25 protein-coding genes and 1 other annotated feature are annotated in these 21392 nt (G+C 38.9%); of the genes, 22 read left to right on the forward strand and 3 right to left on the reverse strand.

The window, feature by feature from the left end:
- Positions 1-20: 20 nt before the first annotated feature.
- From minC to KVT27_RS13515, 12 genes are all read left to right on the forward strand, one after another.
- Positions 21-689, forward strand: coding sequence for a septum site-determining protein MinC (gene minC / locus KVT27_RS13460; RefSeq protein ID WP_008180702.1), 669 nt, complete (start codon positions 21-23; stop codon positions 687-689).
- A 1-nt stretch (position 690) separates the two neighbouring features.
- A complete protein-coding gene (minD, locus tag KVT27_RS13465; RefSeq protein WP_008180704.1) occupies positions 691-1488 on the forward strand; it encodes a septum site-determining protein MinD in 798 nt (265 codons plus the stop codon).
- Positions 1489-1577: 89 nt separating this feature from the next.
- A complete protein-coding gene (locus KVT27_RS13470; protein ID WP_008180705.1) occupies positions 1578-2132 on the forward strand; it encodes a M23 family metallopeptidase in 555 nt (184 codons plus the stop codon).
- Complete coding sequence (locus KVT27_RS13475; protein WP_036119246.1) at positions 2122-2733, forward strand: zinc metalloprotease; 612 nt, start codon at positions 2122-2124, stop codon at positions 2731-2733. The genes KVT27_RS13470 and KVT27_RS13475 overlap by 11 nt, the downstream gene beginning before the upstream one ends.
- 45 nt (positions 2734-2778) lie before the next feature.
- Positions 2779-2859: a sequence feature (ribosomal protein L21 leader region), on the forward strand.
- Positions 2860-2873: 14 nt separating this feature from the next.
- Positions 2874-3182, forward strand: coding sequence for a 50S ribosomal protein L21 (rplU, locus tag KVT27_RS13480; protein WP_012295462.1), 309 nt, complete (start codon positions 2874-2876; stop codon positions 3180-3182).
- A 16-nt stretch (positions 3183-3198) separates the two neighbouring features.
- The gene (locus tag KVT27_RS13485; protein WP_025114621.1) at positions 3199-3555 is read left to right on the forward strand and encodes a ribosomal-processing cysteine protease Prp; all 357 of its coding nucleotides are present in this window, start codon (positions 3199-3201) and stop codon (positions 3553-3555) included.
- Positions 3552-3851, forward strand: a complete 300-nt coding sequence (gene rpmA / locus KVT27_RS13490) for a 50S ribosomal protein L27 (RefSeq protein ID WP_004226673.1) — start codon at positions 3552-3554, stop codon at positions 3849-3851. The genes KVT27_RS13485 and rpmA overlap by 4 nt, the downstream gene beginning before the upstream one ends.
- A gap of 349 nt (positions 3852-4200) precedes the next feature.
- Positions 4201-4728, forward strand: a complete 528-nt coding sequence (locus tag KVT27_RS13495; protein WP_036149247.1) for a Spo0B domain-containing protein — start codon at positions 4201-4203, stop codon at positions 4726-4728.
- A 5-nt stretch (positions 4729-4733) separates the two neighbouring features.
- Positions 4734-6023 carry a GTPase ObgE gene (gene obgE, locus KVT27_RS13500; protein ID WP_036119237.1) on the forward strand — a complete coding sequence of 430 codons (1290 nt, stop codon included), beginning with the start codon at positions 4734-4736 and terminating at the stop codon, positions 6021-6023.
- Positions 6024-6047: 24 nt separating this feature from the next.
- Entirely contained in the window at positions 6048-6503 is a 456-nt protein-coding gene (locus KVT27_RS13505; protein WP_004226679.1) for an ACT domain-containing protein, read from the forward strand.
- A gap of 182 nt (positions 6504-6685) precedes the next feature.
- Positions 6686-7564, forward strand: a complete 879-nt coding sequence (gene pheA, locus KVT27_RS13510; protein WP_036119235.1) for a prephenate dehydratase — start codon at positions 6686-6688, stop codon at positions 7562-7564.
- A gap of 18 nt (positions 7565-7582) precedes the next feature.
- Positions 7583-7975, forward strand: a complete 393-nt coding sequence (locus KVT27_RS13515; protein ID WP_036119233.1) for a thiol-disulfide oxidoreductase DCC family protein — start codon at positions 7583-7585, stop codon at positions 7973-7975.
- Positions 7976-8046: 71 nt separating this feature from the next.
- Here the strand turns inward: KVT27_RS13515 and KVT27_RS13520 are convergent, their stop codons facing one another.
- Positions 8047-8580: a transcription repressor NadR gene (locus KVT27_RS13520; RefSeq protein ID WP_036119231.1), complete on the reverse strand. Its 534-nt coding sequence runs from the start codon at positions 8578-8580 to the stop codon at positions 8047-8049.
- 141 nt (positions 8581-8721) lie between these two features.
- On the opposite strand from KVT27_RS13520, the gene KVT27_RS13525 reads away from it, so the two are divergent.
- From KVT27_RS13525 to yajC, 7 genes are all read left to right on the forward strand, one after another.
- Positions 8722-9726 carry a LysM peptidoglycan-binding domain-containing protein gene (locus KVT27_RS13525; RefSeq protein WP_036149243.1) on the forward strand — a complete coding sequence of 335 codons (1005 nt, stop codon included), beginning with the start codon at positions 8722-8724 and terminating at the stop codon, positions 9724-9726.
- Positions 9727-9760: 34 nt separating this feature from the next.
- On the forward strand, positions 9761-10594 hold the full coding sequence (locus KVT27_RS13530; protein ID WP_080709132.1) for a phosphotransferase: 834 nt from the start codon (positions 9761-9763) through the stop codon (positions 10592-10594).
- Positions 10595-10705: 111 nt separating this feature from the next.
- Complete coding sequence (ruvA, locus tag KVT27_RS13535) at positions 10706-11326, forward strand: Holliday junction branch migration protein RuvA (RefSeq protein ID WP_036119220.1); 621 nt, start codon at positions 10706-10708, stop codon at positions 11324-11326.
- A gap of 18 nt (positions 11327-11344) precedes the next feature.
- A complete protein-coding gene (ruvB, locus tag KVT27_RS13540; RefSeq protein WP_008181185.1) occupies positions 11345-12349 on the forward strand; it encodes a Holliday junction branch migration DNA helicase RuvB in 1005 nt (334 codons plus the stop codon).
- A 17-nt stretch (positions 12350-12366) separates the two neighbouring features.
- The gene (gene queA, locus KVT27_RS13545) at positions 12367-13407 is read left to right on the forward strand and encodes a tRNA preQ1(34) S-adenosylmethionine ribosyltransferase-isomerase QueA (protein ID WP_036119217.1); all 1041 of its coding nucleotides are present in this window, start codon (positions 12367-12369) and stop codon (positions 13405-13407) included.
- A gap of 55 nt (positions 13408-13462) precedes the next feature.
- Positions 13463-14608, forward strand: coding sequence for a tRNA guanosine(34) transglycosylase Tgt (gene tgt, locus KVT27_RS13550; RefSeq protein WP_008181181.1), 1146 nt, complete (start codon positions 13463-13465; stop codon positions 14606-14608).
- A gap of 262 nt (positions 14609-14870) precedes the next feature.
- Positions 14871-15134 carry a preprotein translocase subunit YajC gene (gene yajC / locus KVT27_RS13555; protein WP_036119213.1) on the forward strand — a complete coding sequence of 88 codons (264 nt, stop codon included), beginning with the start codon at positions 14871-14873 and terminating at the stop codon, positions 15132-15134.
- Between the two features lie 53 nt (positions 15135-15187).
- Here yajC and KVT27_RS13560 read toward each other — a convergent pair whose 3' ends face one another.
- A complete protein-coding gene (locus tag KVT27_RS13560) occupies positions 15188-16024 on the reverse strand; it encodes a polysaccharide deacetylase family protein (RefSeq protein ID WP_233301394.1) in 837 nt (278 codons plus the stop codon).
- A gap of 171 nt (positions 16025-16195) precedes the next feature.
- Here KVT27_RS13560 and KVT27_RS13565 point away from each other — a divergent pair, with 171 nt between their 5' ends.
- On the forward strand, positions 16196-16831 hold the full coding sequence (locus KVT27_RS13565) for a DUF421 domain-containing protein (protein WP_036119206.1): 636 nt from the start codon (positions 16196-16198) through the stop codon (positions 16829-16831).
- Here KVT27_RS13565 and KVT27_RS13570 read toward each other — a convergent pair.
- Positions 16828-18345, reverse strand: coding sequence for a putative polysaccharide biosynthesis protein (locus KVT27_RS13570; protein WP_036119202.1), 1518 nt, complete (start codon positions 18343-18345; stop codon positions 16828-16830). The genes KVT27_RS13565 and KVT27_RS13570 overlap by 4 nt on opposite strands.
- A 93-nt stretch (positions 18346-18438) precedes the next feature.
- Here KVT27_RS13570 and KVT27_RS13575 point away from each other — a divergent pair, with 93 nt between their 5' ends.
- Positions 18439-18747 (forward strand): post-transcriptional regulator, encoded by a 309-nt coding sequence (locus tag KVT27_RS13575; RefSeq protein WP_008181166.1) that lies wholly within the window; start codon positions 18439-18441, stop codon positions 18745-18747.
- 346 nt (positions 18748-19093) lie between these two features.
- Complete coding sequence (gene secDF / locus KVT27_RS13580) at positions 19094-21361, forward strand: protein translocase subunit SecDF (protein WP_036149238.1); 2268 nt, start codon at positions 19094-19096, stop codon at positions 21359-21361.
- Positions 21362-21392: the final 31 nt, after the last annotated feature.

A 21392-nucleotide genomic window follows, 5' to 3' on the forward strand; every position in this document is an offset into this window, starting at 1 on the left:
CAACGTGAGGTGAGGCATTCATGAAAAAACAATTAGTTAATATGAAGGGAACGAAGGACGGATTTGTACTGCGTCTTGACGACCAATGTGCTTATAGCGATTTAGTAGAAGAATTAAAGAAAAAAGTGTTAGAAGGCGGTATCGATGGTAAAGTAGATGTACAATTATACTTAGGCTATCGATACTGTACTGATGAACAGATCGATGAACTTATTCATATTGTGCAGGAAACAGAGCAACTCATTGTAGCGAATGTACAAAGCGAAGTACTGACTGTCCATGAAAGCAACCAGAAAATGATTGAAAGTCAACAAGATACATATTTAGGTGTGGTCAGATCAGGGCAGATTCTACGTTCATCAGGGGACATTATCATTGTAGGAAATGTCAATCCAAACGGTCGGGTTGAGGCTGGCGGTAATGTGTATGTCTTAGGTAAACTAAAAGGGATAGTACATGCTGGTGTGCAGGGCAATAAAGAAGCTATTATTGCCGCGTCTCGATTTGAGGCTACACATATTATGATTGCTGATCAGGTGGAAGCAATGTCAGATGAGCATGTGAAAGAAATCGATCAAGCAGAAATGACTTGTGCATTTATTGGTTACGATGGACGCATTACGTACGATCAAATTCACGCCTTAAAAAATATTCGACCATTGTTAAATGTGTCTAAGGGAGGAAGCTAGTGTGGGAGAAGCGATCGTCATAACTTCGGGTAAAGGTGGTGTCGGAAAAACAACGACATCGGCTAACCTTGGGACTGCATTGGCTCTACAAGGTAAAAAGGTATGTTTAGTTGATACAGATATTGGCCTGCGTAATTTAGATGTTATTTTGGGCCTAGAAAATCGTATTATTTATGATCTAGTCGATGTAGTGGAAGGGCGCTGTAAAATACATCAAGCATTGATTAAAGATAAGCGCGTGGATGATAAACTATTTTTATTACCTGCTGCTCAAACGACAGATAAAAATGCTGTTACCCCTGAGCAAATGAAGAGCTTAATAGAGGAATTAAAAAGAGACTATGATTATGTATTAATAGATTGTCCAGCAGGTATTGAACAAGGCTATAGAAATGCCGTTGCAGGTGCAGATCATGCGATTGTTGTCACAACACCTGAAATTTCCGCTGTTCGAGATGCAGATCGAATTATTGGTTTATTAGAACAGGAAGATATCACTGCTCCGAAGCTCATCATCAATCGTATTCGACAACATATGATGAAAAGCGGCGACACTTTGGATGTGAATGAAATTACAACTCATTTGTCTATTGATCTATTAGGAATTATTGTTGACAGTGAAGGTGTTATTTCATCCTCCAATAAAGGAGAACCAATCGTTATGGACCCTTCTAATAAAGCATCTTTGGGTTATCGAAATATTGCTCGTCGTATATTGGGTGAGTCGGTTCCATTAATGGCTATTCAAGATGAGCAAAGAGGTATGTTTTCAAAACTTAAATCATTATTTTCAAGATAATTTAAAACCTTTTCGTGCATTTGTGCGAGAAGGTTTTTTTGCATGTTTGGACATGCAATCACATATAGTGTGGAAAAAAGGATGAGGGCTTGTTTAAAAAATGGAAATGGTTTTTCACAATACTACTCGTGGCAGCTACTATGCTTGTAATTCGTTTAGAAGATCAGGGGGTAGTTGATACGCCTGTTCGAAAGATGGTCACAACCTCGGCAGATTTAACGTACTTAAGTGAGCTGGGGCAAAGTTGGTTTGATAAAGAAAATGAGACCATTACAGTATCTAGTGATGTGGGGCAAGCAGATCTTTTAACTTTTGCTAATGCCCAGGTTTTTAAAGAGGGGTATTTATTGCAGTATGATGTTGGCTTACCCGTTTATGCTGGACAGAACGGTTTAGTCGTGTTCACTGGCCATACAAAATATACTGGTAAGACCATGACCATTAGCTATGATGATGGTACAACCGTCTCTTATGGCATGCTAGATAGCTTAGCGCAGCTACCTTATACATCCATACAGGCGAATGATTTGATTGGTATGAAAGAAGCTGGGCAACTTTATCTTTCCATTGAAAAGGGAGATGCTCATTACGATTTAGAGCAAATTGTACAATGGTTGGAAACGATGGAGACCCATGAAGATTAAATTACATCTTCTCTGTATTCCTCTCGTATTTGTCATGATTTTTAGTGGACAACTTGCTTATTATGCTATTATTTTTTTCTCGCTAATATGGCATGAAGCAGGTCACTTATTAGCAGCCCTACTGTGTGGCGTAAGAGTAAAATCATGTGTTATTGCACCTTACGGGGGGGAAATTCAATTTGAAAATCCAGCGGTTGTGCAAGCATCGTCACTCCTATGGATTGCATTAGGAGGACCAATCGCTACTATTTTAGGGATTGGCCTCGCTTTTTTTATGCCCGAGCTAATCGCAGGTAAGCTAATAAGCGTTCAACTTGTGCTATTATTAGTGAATATGATGCCTATCCTACCATTAGATGGTGGCAGGATACTGTTAGCATGGTTATTTTTATATTATCCAAATGCTCGAGTGGTGGAAATGTATTATTGGTTGTCGTTCATGGTTGCCACGACGTTATTTCTGATAACTTTAAATTTCTTACCACAATCTATTTTTTTAGCAATCATTTGTTTATTTATTTGGCTTCAAGTTTTAAAAGAATGGCGTTATCGAAAATATCGTATAGCTTTTGAAAAATATGTTATGAATAGATTGACTTAAAAAAAGCCATGTGGTAATATTTTAATGTTATTGTTTGTAGCACCCGTGCTACTACAACCGCTCTGGGAAGGTACAAGTATCTTACTATAAGATCACCTTTGTAAACAGGCGAGTCTGAGTCTAAGAGGAGGTGCAGTAAAATGTACGCAATTATTGAAACTGGTGGTAAACAAATCAAAGTAGAAGCTGGTCAAGAAATCTACGTTGAAAAATTAGGCGTAGAAGCTGACGAGGTTGTAACTTTTGATAAAGTTTTATTCGTAGGTGGCGAAAACGTTAAAGTTGGTGCTCCATTCGTAGATGGTGCTACTGTAACAGCGAAAGTTGTTAAAGAAGGCCGTGCGAAAAAAATCGTTGTTTTCAAATTGAAAGCTAAAAAGAACTACCGTCGTAAACAAGGTCACCGTCAACCTTACACAAAATTAGTTGTTGAAGCAATCAACGCTTAATAGTGAGGTGTAGCGAATGATACAAGTTACGATTCATCACGATGAAAATAGACATGTGTCAGCATTCGAATTTTCAGGACATGCTGGGTACGATGAATCTGGGAAAGATTTAGTATGTGCAGGAGCATCTACTATTGCCATTGGTACGGTAAATGCTATTTATGCATTATTACAAATCCAGCCAGAAGTCGAACAAGCAGCTGAAGGTGGAGGCTATCTTAAGGTAGATCTACCCTCAGATTTAGAGCCTGAAGTAGATGCAAAACTACAGTTAATTGTTCAAGTAATGACTGCCCAAGTGTATTCTATGGTGCAAAATTACGGACAATACATCCAAATCAACTACAACCAAGTAGGAGGTGGAACTCGATGAAATTATTATTAGCTTTAGACCTTCAACTTTTCGCATCGAAAAAAGGGGTAGGTTCTACTAAAAACGGACGTGACTCTGAGTCTAAACGACTTGGTGCTAAACGTGCTGATGGCCAATTCGTAACTGGTGGTTCAATTCTTTACCGTCAACGCGGTACAAAAATTTACCCAGGTACAAACGTAGGTCGTGGTGGTGACGATACACTATTTGCTAAAGTTGACGGCGTTGTTAAATTCGAACGTTTAGGTCGCGATCGCAAACAAGTATCTGTATACCCAGCACCACAAGAAGCTTAATCTTTTATAAGATATCATAAAGCGGAGGACTGCATTTATTGCAGTCCTTTTTTTGGCTAAATTTCAACCACTTTCACAGATGGCTGTTAAATAGAAAGTGTAGCAACAGTAGTTAGGTGATAAAAAATAGGCGGTTTTCCTTTTTTTTGTAGTGTCAAAAGCCACTGAAATAAAGGAATTCTGACTATGGTCGTCATGTCTTGTAGCAACGACTAACCAACTTCTCGTTGGCGTAAAACAGAGCGATTTCAGACGTAATTATGCCTGGGCATAATTGAAATAAGAATTAAGGGAAAAATACAGCAAAACTTGTTATACTAGTAAAGATAACTTTATTGGAGTGAATGGGATGAACAATCAATCACTAACCATTAGTGAAGTATTACGTTTTGCAAATCATGATTTTGTGAATCAATTGCAATTGATTCGCATGAATTTAGATTTAGGTAGAGTTGATGAATCAAAGGAACTTATTCAGCATTTTTCAGAACAATTAAGAGTGTTTTCTATCCTCAATCGACTACAATTACCACAAACAATCGAATGGTTCCAAACAGCAGGATGGCGTTTCCCTTCCTTAGCTTGGAAAATAAACAGCGACATAAAAAAGCCTGTGACCAATAAGATTGATCAGGAAATTGTAGATTACTTAAACAAAACAGTTATGCATGTTTATGATACATTAGATCCATTTACAGAGCAGATCCTCACGCTTGATGTACGTGTTGACGATCATACATTTGCCGTGACATTCACGCTAAATGGGTTATGGAGTGCTGATGCATTCACCGAAAAAGGTTTGAAACAATTCAACATTCAAACAATTGAGCAGACAAATACACGCTGGCAATATGTCTTGAGTGCAAATAGGGAGTGAACTAAATGTTTGTCGATCACGTAAAGATTTATGTTAAAGGTGGCGACGGCGGAGATGGCATGGTGGCCTTTCGTCGAGAAAAATATGTACCGAACGGTGGTCCAGCTGGTGGAGATGGTGGACATGGCGGTAATGTCGTATTTGAAGTAGAGGAAGGCTTACGTACGTTAATGGATTTCCGTTATAAACGCCATTTTAAAGCACCGCGTGGCGAGCATGGTATGAGTAAAGGCATGCACGGTAAAAATGCGGAAGATTTAATTGTTAAAGTTCCACCAGGTACAGTGGTTATGAATGAAGAAACAAATGCCGTTATTGCTGACTTAGTCGAGCATGGGCAAAGAGCCGTTATTGCGAAAGCAGGACGTGGTGGACGTGGAAATTCTCGCTTTGCTACACCTGCCAACCCAGCGCCAGAACTTTCTGAAAAAGGTGAGCCAGGACAAGAATTAAATGTTATATTAGAGTTAAAAGTTTTAGCAGATGTAGGGTTAGTTGGTTTCCCAAGTGTTGGTAAATCAACACTTTTATCGGTTGTTTCTGCTGCTAAGCCAAAAATTGGTGCTTATCATTTCACGACAATTGTACCGAATTTAGGCATGATTGAAACAGATGATCACCGAAGCTTTGCAATGGCAGATTTACCAGGGCTAATTGAAGGAGCTCATGAAGGGGTAGGATTAGGCCACCAATTTTTACGACATATTGAACGTACACGCGTTATCGTCCATGTGATTGATATGTCAGGAATGGAAGGTCGCGATCCTTATGAAGATTATTTAACAATTAATGATGAGCTAAAACAATATAATCTTCGTTTAACAGAGCGTCCACAAATTATTGTGGCCAATAAAATGGATATGCCTGATGCAGAGGAAAACTTAACAGCATTCCGCCAAAAGGTAGGAGAAGACGTTCAAATTTTCCCAATTTCTGCTGTTTCACGTCAAGGGTTAAAAGAGCTGTTGTTTGCTATTGCGGATCTATTAGAAGTAACGCCTGAATTCCCACTGTATGATGAAGTAGAGGAACAATCAGACGCAACGGTTATGTACAAGCATGAGGCTAAAGGTGAAGATTTCGAAATCACTCGTGACGATGACGGTACATTCATTATTAGTGGCTATGCTATTGAGCGCTTATTTAAAATGACGGACTTTAGCCGTGAAGATGGTATACGTCGTTTTGCTCGTCAATTGCGTGCAATGGGTGTGGACGAGGCTCTACGTGAACGTGGAGCACAGGATGGCGATACAGTTCGCCTACAAGAGTTTGAATTTGAATTTGTCGATTAAGACATGAGTTTTAGGGGGAAGCGTATGAAGAATGTTGCGAATCAGCGATATTATTTAGTTCGTGAGGATGTTTTAACGGATGCAATGCAAAAAACTTTGGAGGCGAAGCACTTATTATCAAGTGGTTCAGTATCTTCCATTTGGGATGCGGTAAAGCAGGTGGATTTATCGCGAAGTGCGTTTTACAAATATCGTGATGCGGTTTTTCCTTTTCATTCAATCGTGCAGGAACGCATTTTAACAGTCTTTTTACAGCTTCAAGATAGAAAAGGAACACTTGCTAAGCTTCTAGAAACTGTGACAATTACACATTGTAACGTATTGACGATTCATCAAACAATCCCTATCCAGGGACGTGCCAATGTTACATTATCACTAGATGTAACAAGTATGACATGTGATCTTGATGACTTAATCCAGCAATTAAAACGGTTAGATTTTGTTGAGTCAGCGGAAGTCATTAGTTCTGGTGCTTTATAATCATAGTAAGGTGTTCGATCCTTTAATTTTTGACAAAAATGACAATTATCGTGTTTAATAATCCATATGCTCTTGCAACACTGGAGTAATAATACGATACCAAAGCTCAAATAAGGAGCTGTCCCTCAGTGATACATCAATCACTAGGGACTGCTCCTTATTCCATAAAGGAGGTTTTTGCAATGACAAAGCAACAATGGGAAAATCGAATCGCATATTTAGGACCGGAAGCATCATTTACATACTTAGCAACAAAGGCTACTTTTCCAAATGAGTGGCTTGTACCCTGTGCAACGATCCCTGAATGTATTGAGGCAGTAGCAGAGGGAAAGGTAGATTTAGCCGTTGTACCATTAGAAAATGCCTTAGAAGGTTCAGTTACGCTTACACTTGATTACTTATTCCATGAAGCATCACTATATGTAACAGGTGAATTATTACTGAAAATACAGCAGCATTTAATGGTCAATAAAGCGCAAATGGATAATTGGCAGTCCATCGAAGGGGTCTATTCCCATCCACATGCCTTAGCGCAATGCCATAAATATTTATTTTATCGTTTCAGTCATGTGCCACTTCAACAAACAACTTCAACAGCAGCCGCTGCGAAATATGTATCCGAAAACCCAGAGCAATGTATAGCAGCGGTAGGAAATGCAGCTGCCGCAGAAAAATATGGCCTTGAAATAGTAGAGTCCAATATCCATGATTTCCATTTTAACCATACTCGTTTCTTTGTTCTGTCTAAGAAAAATCAACGTTTGCCACAAGAATTATCTGATGGGCAAGCGAAAACAACTTTAATGATTACATTGCCAACTGACCGTTCAGGAGCATTACATCAAGTGCTTTCTGTCTTTGCATGGCGTCAACTGAATTTAAGTAAAATCGAATCGCGTCCATTGAAGACAGGACTAGGTGATTATTTCTTCATGATAGATGTGCTAGCGGATGAAAAAGTACCAATGATGCGCGGTGCAATGGAAGAACTTGCTGCACTAGGTTGCAAAGTAAAGTCATTAGGTACATACTTTACGTATCTTACATCTGACGAAGCATAGCTCTAAGGGGGAAATATAATGTGTGGGATCATTTTATTTGATGGTATCTGTAACTTTTGTGATAGCACCGTTCAATTTATTATCAAACATGATCAAGCAGGTTATTTTCAATTTGCGTCATTACAAAGTGATGTCGGTCAAGCATTACTCCGACAGTTTAATATATCCGAAAAAATAGATAGTGTGATCCTCATTGAAGATGGGAAAGCATATGTTGAGTCGACTGCAGCTTTAAAAATAGCCAAAAATTTGGAGAAGGTTTGGCCTTGCTATTATCTGTTCATTCTGGTGCCCCCAATTATTCGCAATATGTTATATAGACGGTTTGCCAAGCAACGCTATCGTTTATTTGGCACCAAAAAGGAATGCCTTTTACCTACCCCTTCACAAAGACAACGATTTCTCTCCTAATAGGTTGAAGGAGTGGAACGAGTCATCATCTAATGATATAAAGCACAGTATGAGAAAATACTGTGCTTTTTTTATTGGTCTGTCACCAAATAGCCCTTTTTCTGTAAGGCTTGTTCAATTAACGTTAAAACTTCCACAGAGGGGGCTGTTATGACATGAAGATGAATGCCTCCTGTTAGTGCAGATAAATAATTAGCCTGAGTGGCATTAACTCGTTCAATAAATTGTTTTACCTCATGACGGTTTGACACCATGATAGAGGCTGTTAGTTCGCCATAAATAGGATGTTCAACCATAACATTTTTGACGGTGCCTCCACAATCTACAATCGTCATGAGCTCATCTTCTGTTTGCTCAGATGTGTGTATGCAGGGTAATGTGCGTTCAACAGTTTGCTGTAATTGCTCCTGATGCATATAAAGATAACCCTGACTCGTAGCGATAATGGGTTCGTTTCTCGCCTTTAATAAAGTCATATCATTGACAATAACTTGCCTAGAAACATTGGCGAATTTAGCTAAGTCTGTCCCTGTTATAGGTGCTTTACTTTTTTGTAATTGCGCTAATAGTTGCAGTCGGCGTTCCTCGCCTAACATTTTTTTCATAAGAGATCACCTCTGCCCGTAATAATGGAAACAGTATTCCCTATAGGTTAGTGTACCATGAAGCATTTCTAACTTGTTGAAATTTTTGTATCCAAATGGAACATTGAACATATGATACGTAGAGAGGAAGGGAGGAAAAAATTGCGTATTCATATTGTTCAAAAGGGAGACACATTGTGGAAGATTGCGAAAGAGTACGGCATTTCGTTTGAAGATTTGAAGCGGCTCAATGTCCATCTTGCCAACCCAGATTATATTGTCCCGGGCATGGAAATTATATTGCCTGAAAAAATAAACAAAGAGCCACATAGAGAGTCACATAAAGAAATGCCAAAAAAGGAATCACAAATGCATAAGGAGACACCTAAGGAAGTTCCGAAAAAAGAGGTACAAAGGCCAATGCCACCACCACCACCAATTGTACCGCCAGCTCCAATGCCAATGCCAGAGCCACAAATGATTCCAATACCTATACCAATGCCTATGCCAATGCAGATGCCACAACAACCGATGTGGGTTCCACAGCCTGTAGAAATGAATTGGCACCAACAATTAGTCATGCCACAAATGGAGCAAACAGTCACAACACCACCACCAGTACAAATCCAACCAGCGCCACCGCCACCACCACCTGTAGCGAAGCCAATGCCACATCCAATGCCACAACCAGCACCACCGCCAATGCATATCATGCCACATATGCCTGCTGTACCACATTGCTCAAGCTGCCATCAACCAATTTATCATCATCAAATGTGGTGGCCGATGCCAATGCAGCCACAGGCCGAGCAGTATATGATGCCGCAGCAGCCGATGTCCTTTGAGATGCCAGAAAATAAAGTGGGCGGGATGGAAGACTTCTTGGAGTCCACATCACCATTTTTCCACACGCCTAATCAACAAATGCAGCCACAATTTAATATGATGCCTGAAATGAACATGGGTAAATCATGTGGCTGTGATGCACAACCATGTGGCTGTCAATCACAACCGATGCCGATGCCAATGCCTGCATGGCAAATGGATCCATGTCATTGTCCACCACCACCATGTCCAACGCATTGTCCACCGCCGTGCCCGTCATCAGTAGGACCTTGGATGTCACCGCATTATTTCCCAGGCGGGATGACGCCTTATCGATGGTGAAAAAGCGTATATTGTCGAAGAGGTAAAATCAAATATTTGGAAATATAGATATCGATCGAATACTTATTTTGTCAAACGAGCAAAACAACTAGAGATTGCAGAGAAGGTAAGAACAATTCATCGCCAGCTAGGTCGAATTGAACCTAACCTTATCCTACCATTAGTCCGGAGTGATGATGAGCAGCTCATAGTGCAAGAATGGCAAGAAGGAAGCCATGGTGCCAATTTTACTCATAAAAAGGATCGGAAGGAATCTCTTCAACTACTAATAGCCTTACATGACACATATAAAAAAATCGCTTGGCAACGCTTGCCTGGCTTGCATACCTATTCACAACTTTTAAAATGGCAAATGCGTCATATGCGTTTTAAAAGCAGAAGAAATGAGTTTCGGGCTTTCTTAACGAAAGAAGAAATCGATCAAATTTTGCATTATAGTGATAAATCGCTGCAGTTAATTGCCTTGGAGGATGTAGCTGAAAAAGAAATTACACTATTGCACGGGGATGTTGTACATCATAATTTTTTATGGTGCACGGACGGACAATTGCGTTTAATTGATTTTGATTTGGCGCATCTTGGAGAAGCTGATGACGAATATATTTTATGGTTGCATCGAGTACTACCTGCAGTCGATTATGATTTAGCTAAAGTCTTTGCGGAGTTACCAGAGCTGAAACGACTTGATAAAAGAAAGCTTCATCGTTTAAAATACCCGAATGAACTGTTGCGAGAATGGCTTTTTGCTGTGGATTTGCCACTTGATCAGCAACTAGTATTTTTAGATTATTTAGTACCATTTACTAAACGAGCCCTCACCTATTGGCCAAAACTGTGGTACGATATTGATAGATTTGTGAAGAAATGACCGTCATTTGGCGGTCATTTTTGTCTTGAACAGCGTTTTGGATACTACTTTCTGTCGAGCATTCGTTCGCTATATGCTATAATCGAAGACGATGATTGTGAGGGAATATAGATGTATGATTATTTAAAAGGACTAATTACTCGTATTACACCAGAATATATTGTGCTAGAACAACAGGGGATTGGCTGGCAATTGAATACACCCAATCCGTTTGCATTTCGAACATCAGCACTAGAACAACAAATTTTTGTTCATTTACATGTACGAGAGGACGCACAAATGCTTTACGGTTTCCCGAATCTAGATCAACGTGAGCTGTTTCGTAAGTTAATTTTAGTATCTGGAATAGGTCCAAAGGGGGCACTAGCTATTTTAGCGACTGGCAACCCACAGCAGGTTATTAGTGCGATTGAACGGGAAGACGAAACGTTTTTAGTGAAGTTCCCTGGAGTAGGTAAAAAAACCGCACGTCAGATGATATTAGATTTAAAAGGCAAGCTAGGCTCTTTATTAGAGACAATTGAACTGCCGAGTACAGAAGATGAACTGCCATTGTTTGGCGTTAATGCTTATAAACACGAATTAGAAGAAGCGATACTTGCTTTAATGGCACTTGGTTATTCTGAAAAGGAGCTCGAAAAAATTCGCCCACAGCTTGAGGATAACGACAAGCTTGAAACGACAGATGCCTTTATGAAACAAGCGTTACAACTATTATTAAAATTAAAATAAGAAAAGGAGGGAAAAGGCATGTCTGAACGTATGATGGCTAGTGAGGCCAGTGGCTATGATGAACAGTTTGAATTATCTTTACGCCCACAAAGGTTAGCCCAATACATAGGGCAACATAAAGTAAAGGAAAATTTACAAATTTTCATTGAGGCAGCAAAACTTCGGCAGGAAAGTTTAGACCATGTGTTGTTATATGGACCACCAGGGCTTGGTAAAACAACATTGGCTGCTGTTATAGCAAATGAGATGAGTGTCAATGTTCGCATGACAAGTGGTCCAGCAATTGAACGTCCAGGAGATTTAGCTGCGATTTTAAGCTCACTAGAGCCTGGTGATGTTTTATTTATTGATGAGATTCATCGACTACCTCGTGCCATTGAAGAAGTGTTATATCCAGCAATGGAGGACTTCTGTTTAGATATTGTGGTGGGAAAAGGTCCTGAAGCACGTTCTGTACGACTTGACTTACCTCCCTTTACCCTTGTAGGTGCTACAACAAGAGCTGGTGCCTTATCAGCCCCTCTGAGAGATCGCTTTGGTGTATTATTACGCTTAGAGTACTATGATGATATTTCTCTTGCTGAAATTGTTGCTCGCAGTGCCCATTTATTTGAGGTAGAAATTGAGCAAATAGCAGCAATGGAGATGGCGAGACGTTCTCGTGGTACACCTCGAATTGCCAATCGCCTATTGAAACGAGTACGAGATTATGCACAAGTGCTTGGAGATGGTATGATAACGGAGGGTCTTGCAAAGCAAGCTTTAGAGCTGTTACAAGTGGATCCAAGAGGGCTTGATCATATTGACCATAAACTTGTCACGAACATGATTGAGCGCTTTCGAGGAGGTCCTGTGGGCTTAGATACGCTTGCGGCATCAATTGGTGAGGAACGGGTGACGATAGAAGATGTCTATGAACCCTATCTCATGCAAATTGGGCTTATTCAACGCACTCCACGAGGAAGAGTGGCGACACATTTAGCCTACGAACATTTTGGATATGAGTATCCCCAACAAACATAAAGAAGGAAGTTTTTTTCATGCGTGTAGAAGATTTTGATTTTGAATTACCAGAGGAGCTTATTGCCCAAACACCATTAGTAGACCGTACAGCTAGTCGATTAATGGTTGTGACACCTGGCTCAAATGAAGTAGAGCATCACCATTTTGCACATGTCTTAGATGAGCTACGTGCGGGAGATTGTCTGGTGTTAAATGATACAAGGGTCTTACCGGCTCGCTTAATGGGTGTAAAAGAGGAGACAGGCGCCCATATTGAGGTATTATTACTGAAGCAATTGGCAGGTTCAGACGAGTGGGAAACACTTGTAAAACCAGCAAAACGCGTAAAAGTAGGGACAGTTATCACATTTGGAGATGGCTTGCTAACAGCTACTTGTACAGGTGAGCTTGACCATGGTGGACGAACATTTGAATTTCATTACGATGGAATCTTTTATGAAATATTAGAGCAGCTTGGTGAAATGCCATTACCGCCTTATATTCGAGAGAAATTAGAAGACAAAGATCGCTATCAAACGGTCTACGCGAAAGAACGTGGCTCAGCTGCTGCTCCAACGGCGGGTCTACATTTTACAGAAGAATTATTAGAACAAGTAAAGGCAAAAGGGGTAGAGGTTGTCTTTATTACTCTTCATGTCGGACTTGGGACATTCCGTCCTGTTAGTGTGGATTCGATTGAAAACCATGAAATGCATGCCGAATTTTATAGTGTGACGGACGAAGCGGCAGACACGATTAATCGTGTAAAGCGTAATGGCGGTAAGGTAATAGCTGTTGGGACAACCTCCACACGTACATTAGAGACAATTGGCTCTAAATATGATGGTGAGGTACGACCAGAGCAAGGTTGGACATCTATTTTCATCTATCCAGGCTATGCGTTTTCTGTGGTGGATGGTTTAATTACAAACTTCCATTTACCAAAGTCAACACTTGTTATGCTAGTGAGTACGCTAGCCACTAGAGAATCTATTTTAAGTGCCTATCAGCAAGCTGTAGAAGAAAAATATCGCTTCTTTAGTTTTGGTGATGCTATGTTTATTCGACCAAAAGAATAAAAAAGAAATAATCGGAGTACTGTTTTTACTTCAGATCAGAGAGGGTTTTATTTTTATGACACAACCAGCAATTCGCTATGAATTACTTCATACATGTAAACAAACAGGAGCACGTCTTGGTATCGTGCATACACCACACGGCTCCTTTGAAACGCCAGCATTTATGCCAGTTGGGACACAAGCAACGGTTAAAACAATGTCTCCTGAGGAATTAAAAGAAATGAATGCTGGTATTATCTTATCTAACACGTATCATTTATGGCTTCGTCCAGGCAATGATATCGTCAAGGAAGCAGGCGGACTGCATAAATTTATGAACTGGGATCGACCAATTTTAACAGATTCAGGCGGTTTCCAAGTATTCTCGCTAAGTCAGTTCCGCAAAATTGAAGAGGAAGGCGTTCATTTCCGTAATCATCTTAATGGAGATAAATTATTCCTAAGTCCAGAAAAAGCGATGGAAATTCAAAATGACTTAGGCTCGGATATCATGATGGCCTTCGACGAATGTCCACCGTATCCTGCAACACATGAATATATGCTGCAATCAGTAGATCGTACAACACGTTGGGCAAAACGATGCAAAGAAGCTCATAATCGTCCGGAAGAACAAGGGTTATTCGGAATTATTCAAGGCGGTGAGTACGAGGATCTACGCCGTCGTTCTGCAGAAGCATTAGTGGAGTTAGATTTCCCAGGCTACGCTATAGGCGGGTTATCTGTTGGAGAACCGAAAGATATTATGAACCGTGTTCTTGAGTTCACAACACCGTTAATGCCAGCAAATAAACCTCGATATTTAATGGGAGTGGGTTCACCAGATTCATTAATCGATGGTGCCATTCGTGGTGTTGATATGTTTGACTGTGTTCTGCCAACACGTATTGCGCGTAACGGTACACTGATGACATCAGAAGGTCGTTTAGTCGTTAAGAATGCAAAATATGCTCGTGATTTTGGGCCAATTGATCCGAACTGTGATTGCTATACATGTAAAAACTATTCACGAGCTTATATTCGTCACTTGATTCGTACAGAAGAGACATTCGGTATTCGTTTAACGTCATATCATAATTTACATTTCCTATTAAAGCTAATGGAACAAGTACGTGAGGCAATTCGTCAAGATCGCCTTGGTGATTTCCGAGAAGAGTTTTTCGAGAAATATGGCTTTAATGGACCAGATGCGAAAAACTTTTAACCAATTACTTTTGTAAGGATAATAAAGTGGACGAGTTTTTCATAAAAAAGGGCATTAGAAATACTCTAATGTCCTAAATGACTAGCCATAGTATGGCAAAATCATTCAAAACTTTGTAAAAAGTGAATATTTCTAGCAAAATATTGTCAATCATAGAAAAAATATTAGTAAATGAGAAAATTTTTGGGCTTGTCCATCGCTTTTTAATGGTGGAATAGTCTATACTAAAAAAGTGAGATTTGGAAAGGGGGCAAGAAGTATTTTGGATCAATTATTAGGCTTAGCACCAATATTATTAATGTTCGTTGCTATGTGGTTTATCTTAATCCGTCCAGCTAAAAAAAGACAGCAGGAAACACAAAATATGCAAGGTAGTTTGCAACGTGGAGATAAAGTCATTACTATCGGTGGCATGCATGGTGTCATTGATGCAATCGAGGACACAGCAGTAACATTAAAAATCGCTGATAATGTACGTGTAAAATTTGACCGTCAAGCAATCGGCCGAGTTGAAAAAGAAATGTAATTATAAAAAGAAAAAGGCTTACAATAGGTATTAGCCATATTGTAAGCCTTTTCTTATTGCATTGTATTTATTTTATGGATTAAGTCGGCACCCGAATCATTGCCATTTACAATGATTCTACTCAGTGTAAATAATCCATCACCCTTTTTGACATTTTTATTTTGAATGACAAAGCCCATTTTAAATCCAGCCTCCTGCGCTATTTTAATGGCAGTTGCAGATTGAATACCATATGGATAGCTAATGGCGATGGGCTCATAGCCTAATTTTTCTTTAATGATGTTTCTGGAGTGAATAAAATCATCCTTGACCCTTGCTTCGTACTGCTCTTGACTTTCTAATTGTCCGTTCAAATAGCTTGGGCCGTAAATGGCACCATTCATTCTACCGAATTTTGAAGGTAATTTATAATGCGAGTCCCAAGTATGGCTTTGGATCGTTATATAATCTTGCATTTCTTTTAATTGATCCCAGTTCATTTTGGCAATTTCATGTGGATAGGAAATTTCTTTGGCTGTGTCGACAATTCGACTTGCAATAACAAAGATTTCAGCATGTAGGTCATATTTTTTCAAAATCGGATAGGCCTTTTCGTAATTGCTGAGATAGCCATCATCAAAAGTAATCAATACAGGCTTTTCAGGTAATTTGATTTGGTTCGTTAAGTAATCATGTAATTCTTTGACTGAAATCGCATGATAACCTTCTTCCTTAAGTGCTCTCATCTGTTTATCAAAATTATTGGGTGAAATAACCGTATTATTGTTTATATTGTCCGCTAAATGGTGGTACATAAGAACGGGTATAGTCTGTTCTTCGTATCCATAAGTAAGGAATGGATACGTGAACAGAACGATATAAACAACAACGAAAGCAATCATTTTCCTCATCATTTTCTCACCTTATTTGCTGTTTATAGTTTAAAGTATGTCGTTCTTTATATTTTGTACGAACAACTAAAGACTATTCCTTGAATAAAATCATTTTTCAGCAAGATGACACCATCATTCTGTATAAAAAACAAAAATAAGGTCACCTTGATATTATGGGGGTGTATACTGATGGAAGAATATTTCCATATAATTTTTAGAACCTGTTTTTTATATGTGTTTATCATCATCGTCTTTCGATTAATGGGTAAACGAGAAGTGGGTGAGCTATCTGTTATCGATTTAGTTGTATTTGTATTAATTGCTGAAGTGGCTGCCTTTGCGTTAGATGATTATAAAAATCCTCTATTTAATGCGATTCTACCCATTATTATTTTGCTCTTTATACAAATACTAAGTGCTTATTTATCGTTAAAATTCAAAGGAATCCGCGACTTAGTTGACGGTGATCCAGCATTACTAGTAAAAGACGGTGTGATATTAGAGAGTGAAATGCGGAAACACCGTTATAATTTGGATGATTTATGTCAGCAATTGCGAGAAAGTGGTATCGCCTCTGTCTCCGATGTTGCATTTGCCTATTTAGAACCTTCGGGTAATCTTTCCGTTTACAAAAAAGATGAAAAACCATTTGTTTATCCATTAATTATTGATGGAGATATTCAAGAAAGACATTTATTAACGATGCATAAAGATGTGGAATGGTTGAAGAATGAACTAGCTAAAAATAATATTACAGATAGTAAAACAGTGTTTTTCTGTATTTGGGAAGACGAACGACTGTATATCCAATTAAAGGAAAGCTAAACTTTCTTGGCTAATTTACGGATATAGCGGAAATCCGTTATACGTAATTGATTGGTAAATAATAAACTTGTAAATAATAAAAATAATGTGACACAACTGTTTAAAATAAATGGTAGTGATAGTAATGGCATTAGGAAGTATTGGGCGATACAAACGGCAATAAAGCAACTATAAGGTACGACAAACATTCTAAAGCCTGCTCGTAAGTTTTTCCGTTGTCTAACAGTTGCGATATGCAAGAAAGACGTCATTAAAACGCCAAAGCCAATAGCTACCACAGCCCCTTTTTCTTGAATACCGGGCTGAGAGGCAAGTACAAACATAACAAATAATTTTCCTAGGCCACCATAGATAGAGTTCATCATCGCAGCCCGAGCTTCGCCAATCGCCTGAAGGATGGAATGCAAAGGGCTTTGAATATAATAAAAATAAAAAATGGGGGCTAAAATTTTCACGTAACCACGATTTTCTTCTAAATGGAAAAGCTTCATGGCCAATTCATCACCATGTACAAAGAAATATGTAGCGGCAAAACAGCCCACTAAAGAAGATAATCGTAAGGAAACCGAAATCCGCTCCTGTAGCAGAGAAGTGTGCTGACGAGCGACGGCATCACTGACCGCTGGAATAAGAACAATCGATAAAGCTGTTGACACAAACGCAGGAAATAGCAGTAATGGCACTAACACACCTGAGATAACGCCGTATAGAATGGTAGCTGCAGATGCCGTTAATCCTGCCACTGTCAAAGCTTTCAAAAAGATGATTGGTTCTAAAAACCAAGTGAAAGAACCAAAAAGCTTACTGCCTGCGGAAGGTAGTGCTATACGGAGCATTGGTGATGAAGGATACCCTTCGATTTTTGTTTTGCGCGCAATTAGTTTCTTTTTTGAAATTATATAATGCAGCCATAAATAGAGGAATGCTACTACCTCTGCAGCAAGCGTAATACCCATTGCAGCAGCTGCCGTCACTGCAGCATTATTATAGTTAGCCACATATGGCAGCATTAGTGTAATAAAGCTAATACGCACAACTTGTTCAATCATTTGTGACCAGGCGGTCGGTGTAATTTTAGCGATTCCTTGTAAATAAGCACGTAATAAACCGGAACCAACTGATACTGGTACGGCAAAGAGTGCAATCCATAAGGTGAAAGTTGTATGTTCATTATGTAAGAGTGTCGTAGAAATATATGGTATAGTAAGTGCAACGAGTGGCATAAAAACGATCATGCCAATAAATGACCAAAGAATAGCAGTACGCATGACGCCAAATATGCTTTCGCGTTTATTTTTTGCTAGTAATTCTGCCACAATTTTAGCTACAGCAATAGGTAGTCCAAGTTGAATGAGTGAGATGAAGAAAATAAAAGCTGGATAGACGGTCATATAAATGCCGACTGCCTCTTCACCAGCAATTCGCATAAATTGCATTCTATAAAAGAAGCCAAAAAGTTTAGATAAAAAAATGACAAACATTAAAAATAAAGTACCCCGTACAAAAGAACTCATGCCATCCGTCCCTTCTCAAGCCGCAAAAATTCATTTACACTATTTGTATGCAAGCATGTCTTACGTTACGACTTTGATTGGAGATGATTCAAAATGAGTATGCAATATGAGCAACTATTTGAAAAAATTCGTCCTGCAATTGATAGTAAGATAGCAGAGTTCAAGTATTTTCATTACGATGCTATAACGGCAGAAGAGCTTTGGCGGTACTGTGTTGAAAAAAAATGGCGAAAAAAGAAAGTAGATCAACTACGCTTATATGAGGTGATTGCTACCATATTCTCGGTATCACCATCTGATATCGTCTCATTTAATCAAGTAGAGTTTTTACAAAGTGATAATTGGTTTGAAGAACTGAATACAGAAGAATTACAATTACTGCTTGGTCCAGTCAGAACGTAAATGACGATGTGTCAAATTTTGCAAGAATTCAAAGAAACCTATATGTGTTGAATTGACACCAAGCGCAACCTGTTTCATAATAAGTGTGTTGCGCTTTTTTTATTTTGAAAAACTGTTTACTTACATAAACCTCCCATGCGATATTATTTGCATTAGGAAGGTTAGTACCTAATAATACAAAGATAAACTTGCGCGTTATGAACGAATGAAATAAGTGAAGCTACCTTTTTGAGACACAGGTAACATGATTCTAAGGAAAAGGAGGATTAATCGTTTCAAAAGGTATTGCTAGTTACTTGTTTGGGGTGTAAGGACAACCCTTACACCATTTCGAGGAGGATTTTCAATGAAACTAAAAAGTCGTATAGTTGCATTCCTATTAATTCTTGTGCTTTTAGTAGCTGGAATTAGTACGACTGTAAACGGCGTCTTAAAGGACATTAAGCTTGGTCTTGACTTACAAGGCGGGTTTGAGGTTCTTTACGAGGTAAATGAATTAAAAGAAGGACAAAAAATCACGCCGGAAGTTGTTGCTGCTACGGCAACAGCCCTTGGTAACCGTGTCAATGCGATTGGTGTTAGTGAACCAAGCATTCAGGTTGAGGGAGAAAACCGTATCCGTGTGCAATTAGCTGGTGTTGAAGATCAGGAATCGGCACGTAAGTTACTATCTACTTCTGCGAATTTAACATTCCGTGATGTGGATGATAATTTATTATTAGATGGGAATGATTTAACGGAAAATGGAGCTAGCGCTTCCTTTGACCAGCAAAATCGCCCAATCGTATCTTTAAAATTAAAAGATGCGAAAAAATTTGCAGATGTAACAAGTAAAATTGCTGCGAAACCTGTAGGACAAAATTTATTAGTTGTATGGTTAGACTTTGAAGAGGGTGTTGATTCCTATAAAGCGGAATCACAAAAAGCGAAGCCTCGCTATTCATCAGCAGCAACAGTTAGTCAGACTTTAAATACTACAGACGTTATGATAAGTGGTAATTTCTCTGTTGATGAAACAAAAAATTTATCAGGAATTTTAAATGCAGGGGCACTACCTGTTAAGCTTGACGAAATTTACTCCACTTCTGTTGGTGCTCAGTTTGGTGATGAGGCACTGAAAAGTACCATTTTTGCAGGTATTGTCGGTGTAGTAATTATTTTCTTATTCATGTTATTTTACTATCGTTTACCAGGCTTTATATCCATCATTACACTTGTTGTATTCACTTTCTTAGTCTTGGTTGTATTTGATTGGATTAACGCCGTATTAACACTTCCGGGTATTGCTGCTATTGTACTCGGTATAGGGATGGCTGTGGACGCCAACATTCTAGCAGCAGAACGTATACGAGAAGAGCTTCGAGTAGGATATTCTGCTAAGCAGGCGTTCCAAATCGGCTCTAAACAATCTTTATCAGCGATTGTCGATGCACAGTTGACGACTCTATTAGCAGCTGGCGTTCTATTTTACTTCGGGACAAGCTCTGTTAAAGGATTCGCCACTACATTAATTATCAGTATTTTATTGAGCTTCTTAACAGCGGTTTGGGGTTCTCGCGTTCTATTAGGAGTCCTTGTTAACAGTGGCTATTTCAATAATCCAGCATGGTATGGTATTGCCAAATCTAAACAACATAGTTTAGATGAAAACATTGGCACATTAGATTTATCAACGAAATTTGATCGTTTCGATTTTGTTCACAACCGTAAGAAATTTTATACATTCTCTTTAGCCATTTTAGTGGCTGGGATAGTGGTTATGGGTATTTTCCGTCTAAACCTTGGTATTGATTTCTCTAGTGGTACACGTATTCAAATTGAAGCAGAACAAACATTAACACAAGAAGAAGTAGCAAAATTTGTTGATAGCATCGGTTTCCCTTCGGAGGATATTGTCCTTTCAGGAGAAAAGAGTACATCTGCAGTTGTACGTTATAAATCCGATTTATCACAAGCAGATATTTTAAAATTCCAAAAAGAAACAACAGATAAATATGGTCATAAGCCTACTGTAAGTACGGTATCACCAACAGTCGGTAAGGAATTGGTGAAAAATGCCATTAAAGCATTATCACTTGCAGCACTTGGAATCATCATTTATGTAGCAATTCGCTTTGAGTGGCGCATGGGTATCGGTGCAATTGTTTCATTATTGCATGATGTATTCTTAATTGTTGCCGTCTTTAGCTTCATGCGTTTAGAAGTAGATATTACATTTATTGCGGCTGTGTTAACAATTGTTGGTTATTCCATTAATGATACGATTGTTACCTTTGACCGTATGCGTGAAAACTTAGATCGTTATGATACGATTAATGACCGTGAAGTATTGGCGAACATAGTAAATAAATCACTACGACAAACAATGGGACGTTCTGTTAATACAGTCCTAACAGTTATTATTGTTGTTATAGCTTTATTAATTTTCGGTGCACCATCTATTCAAAACTTCTCGATCGCGTTATTGATTGGTTTAATTACAGGTATGTATTCTTCCATCTGTATCGCAGCTCAAATCTGGTATTCATTAAAAATTCGTGAAATGAAAAAATCAGATGGACAGCTACACAAGAAAGAGAAAAAACAATGGGGTACAGACGAACCTACTGTATAATTTAAATGGGCAGGGGTAGAAAACAAATTGT

Origin of the sequence: Lysinibacillus sp. GbtcB16, assembly GCF_019091145.1 — a bacterium.
In the GTDB taxonomy this organism is placed as follows: domain Bacteria; phylum Bacillota; class Bacilli; order Bacillales_A; family Planococcaceae; genus Lysinibacillus; species Lysinibacillus fusiformis.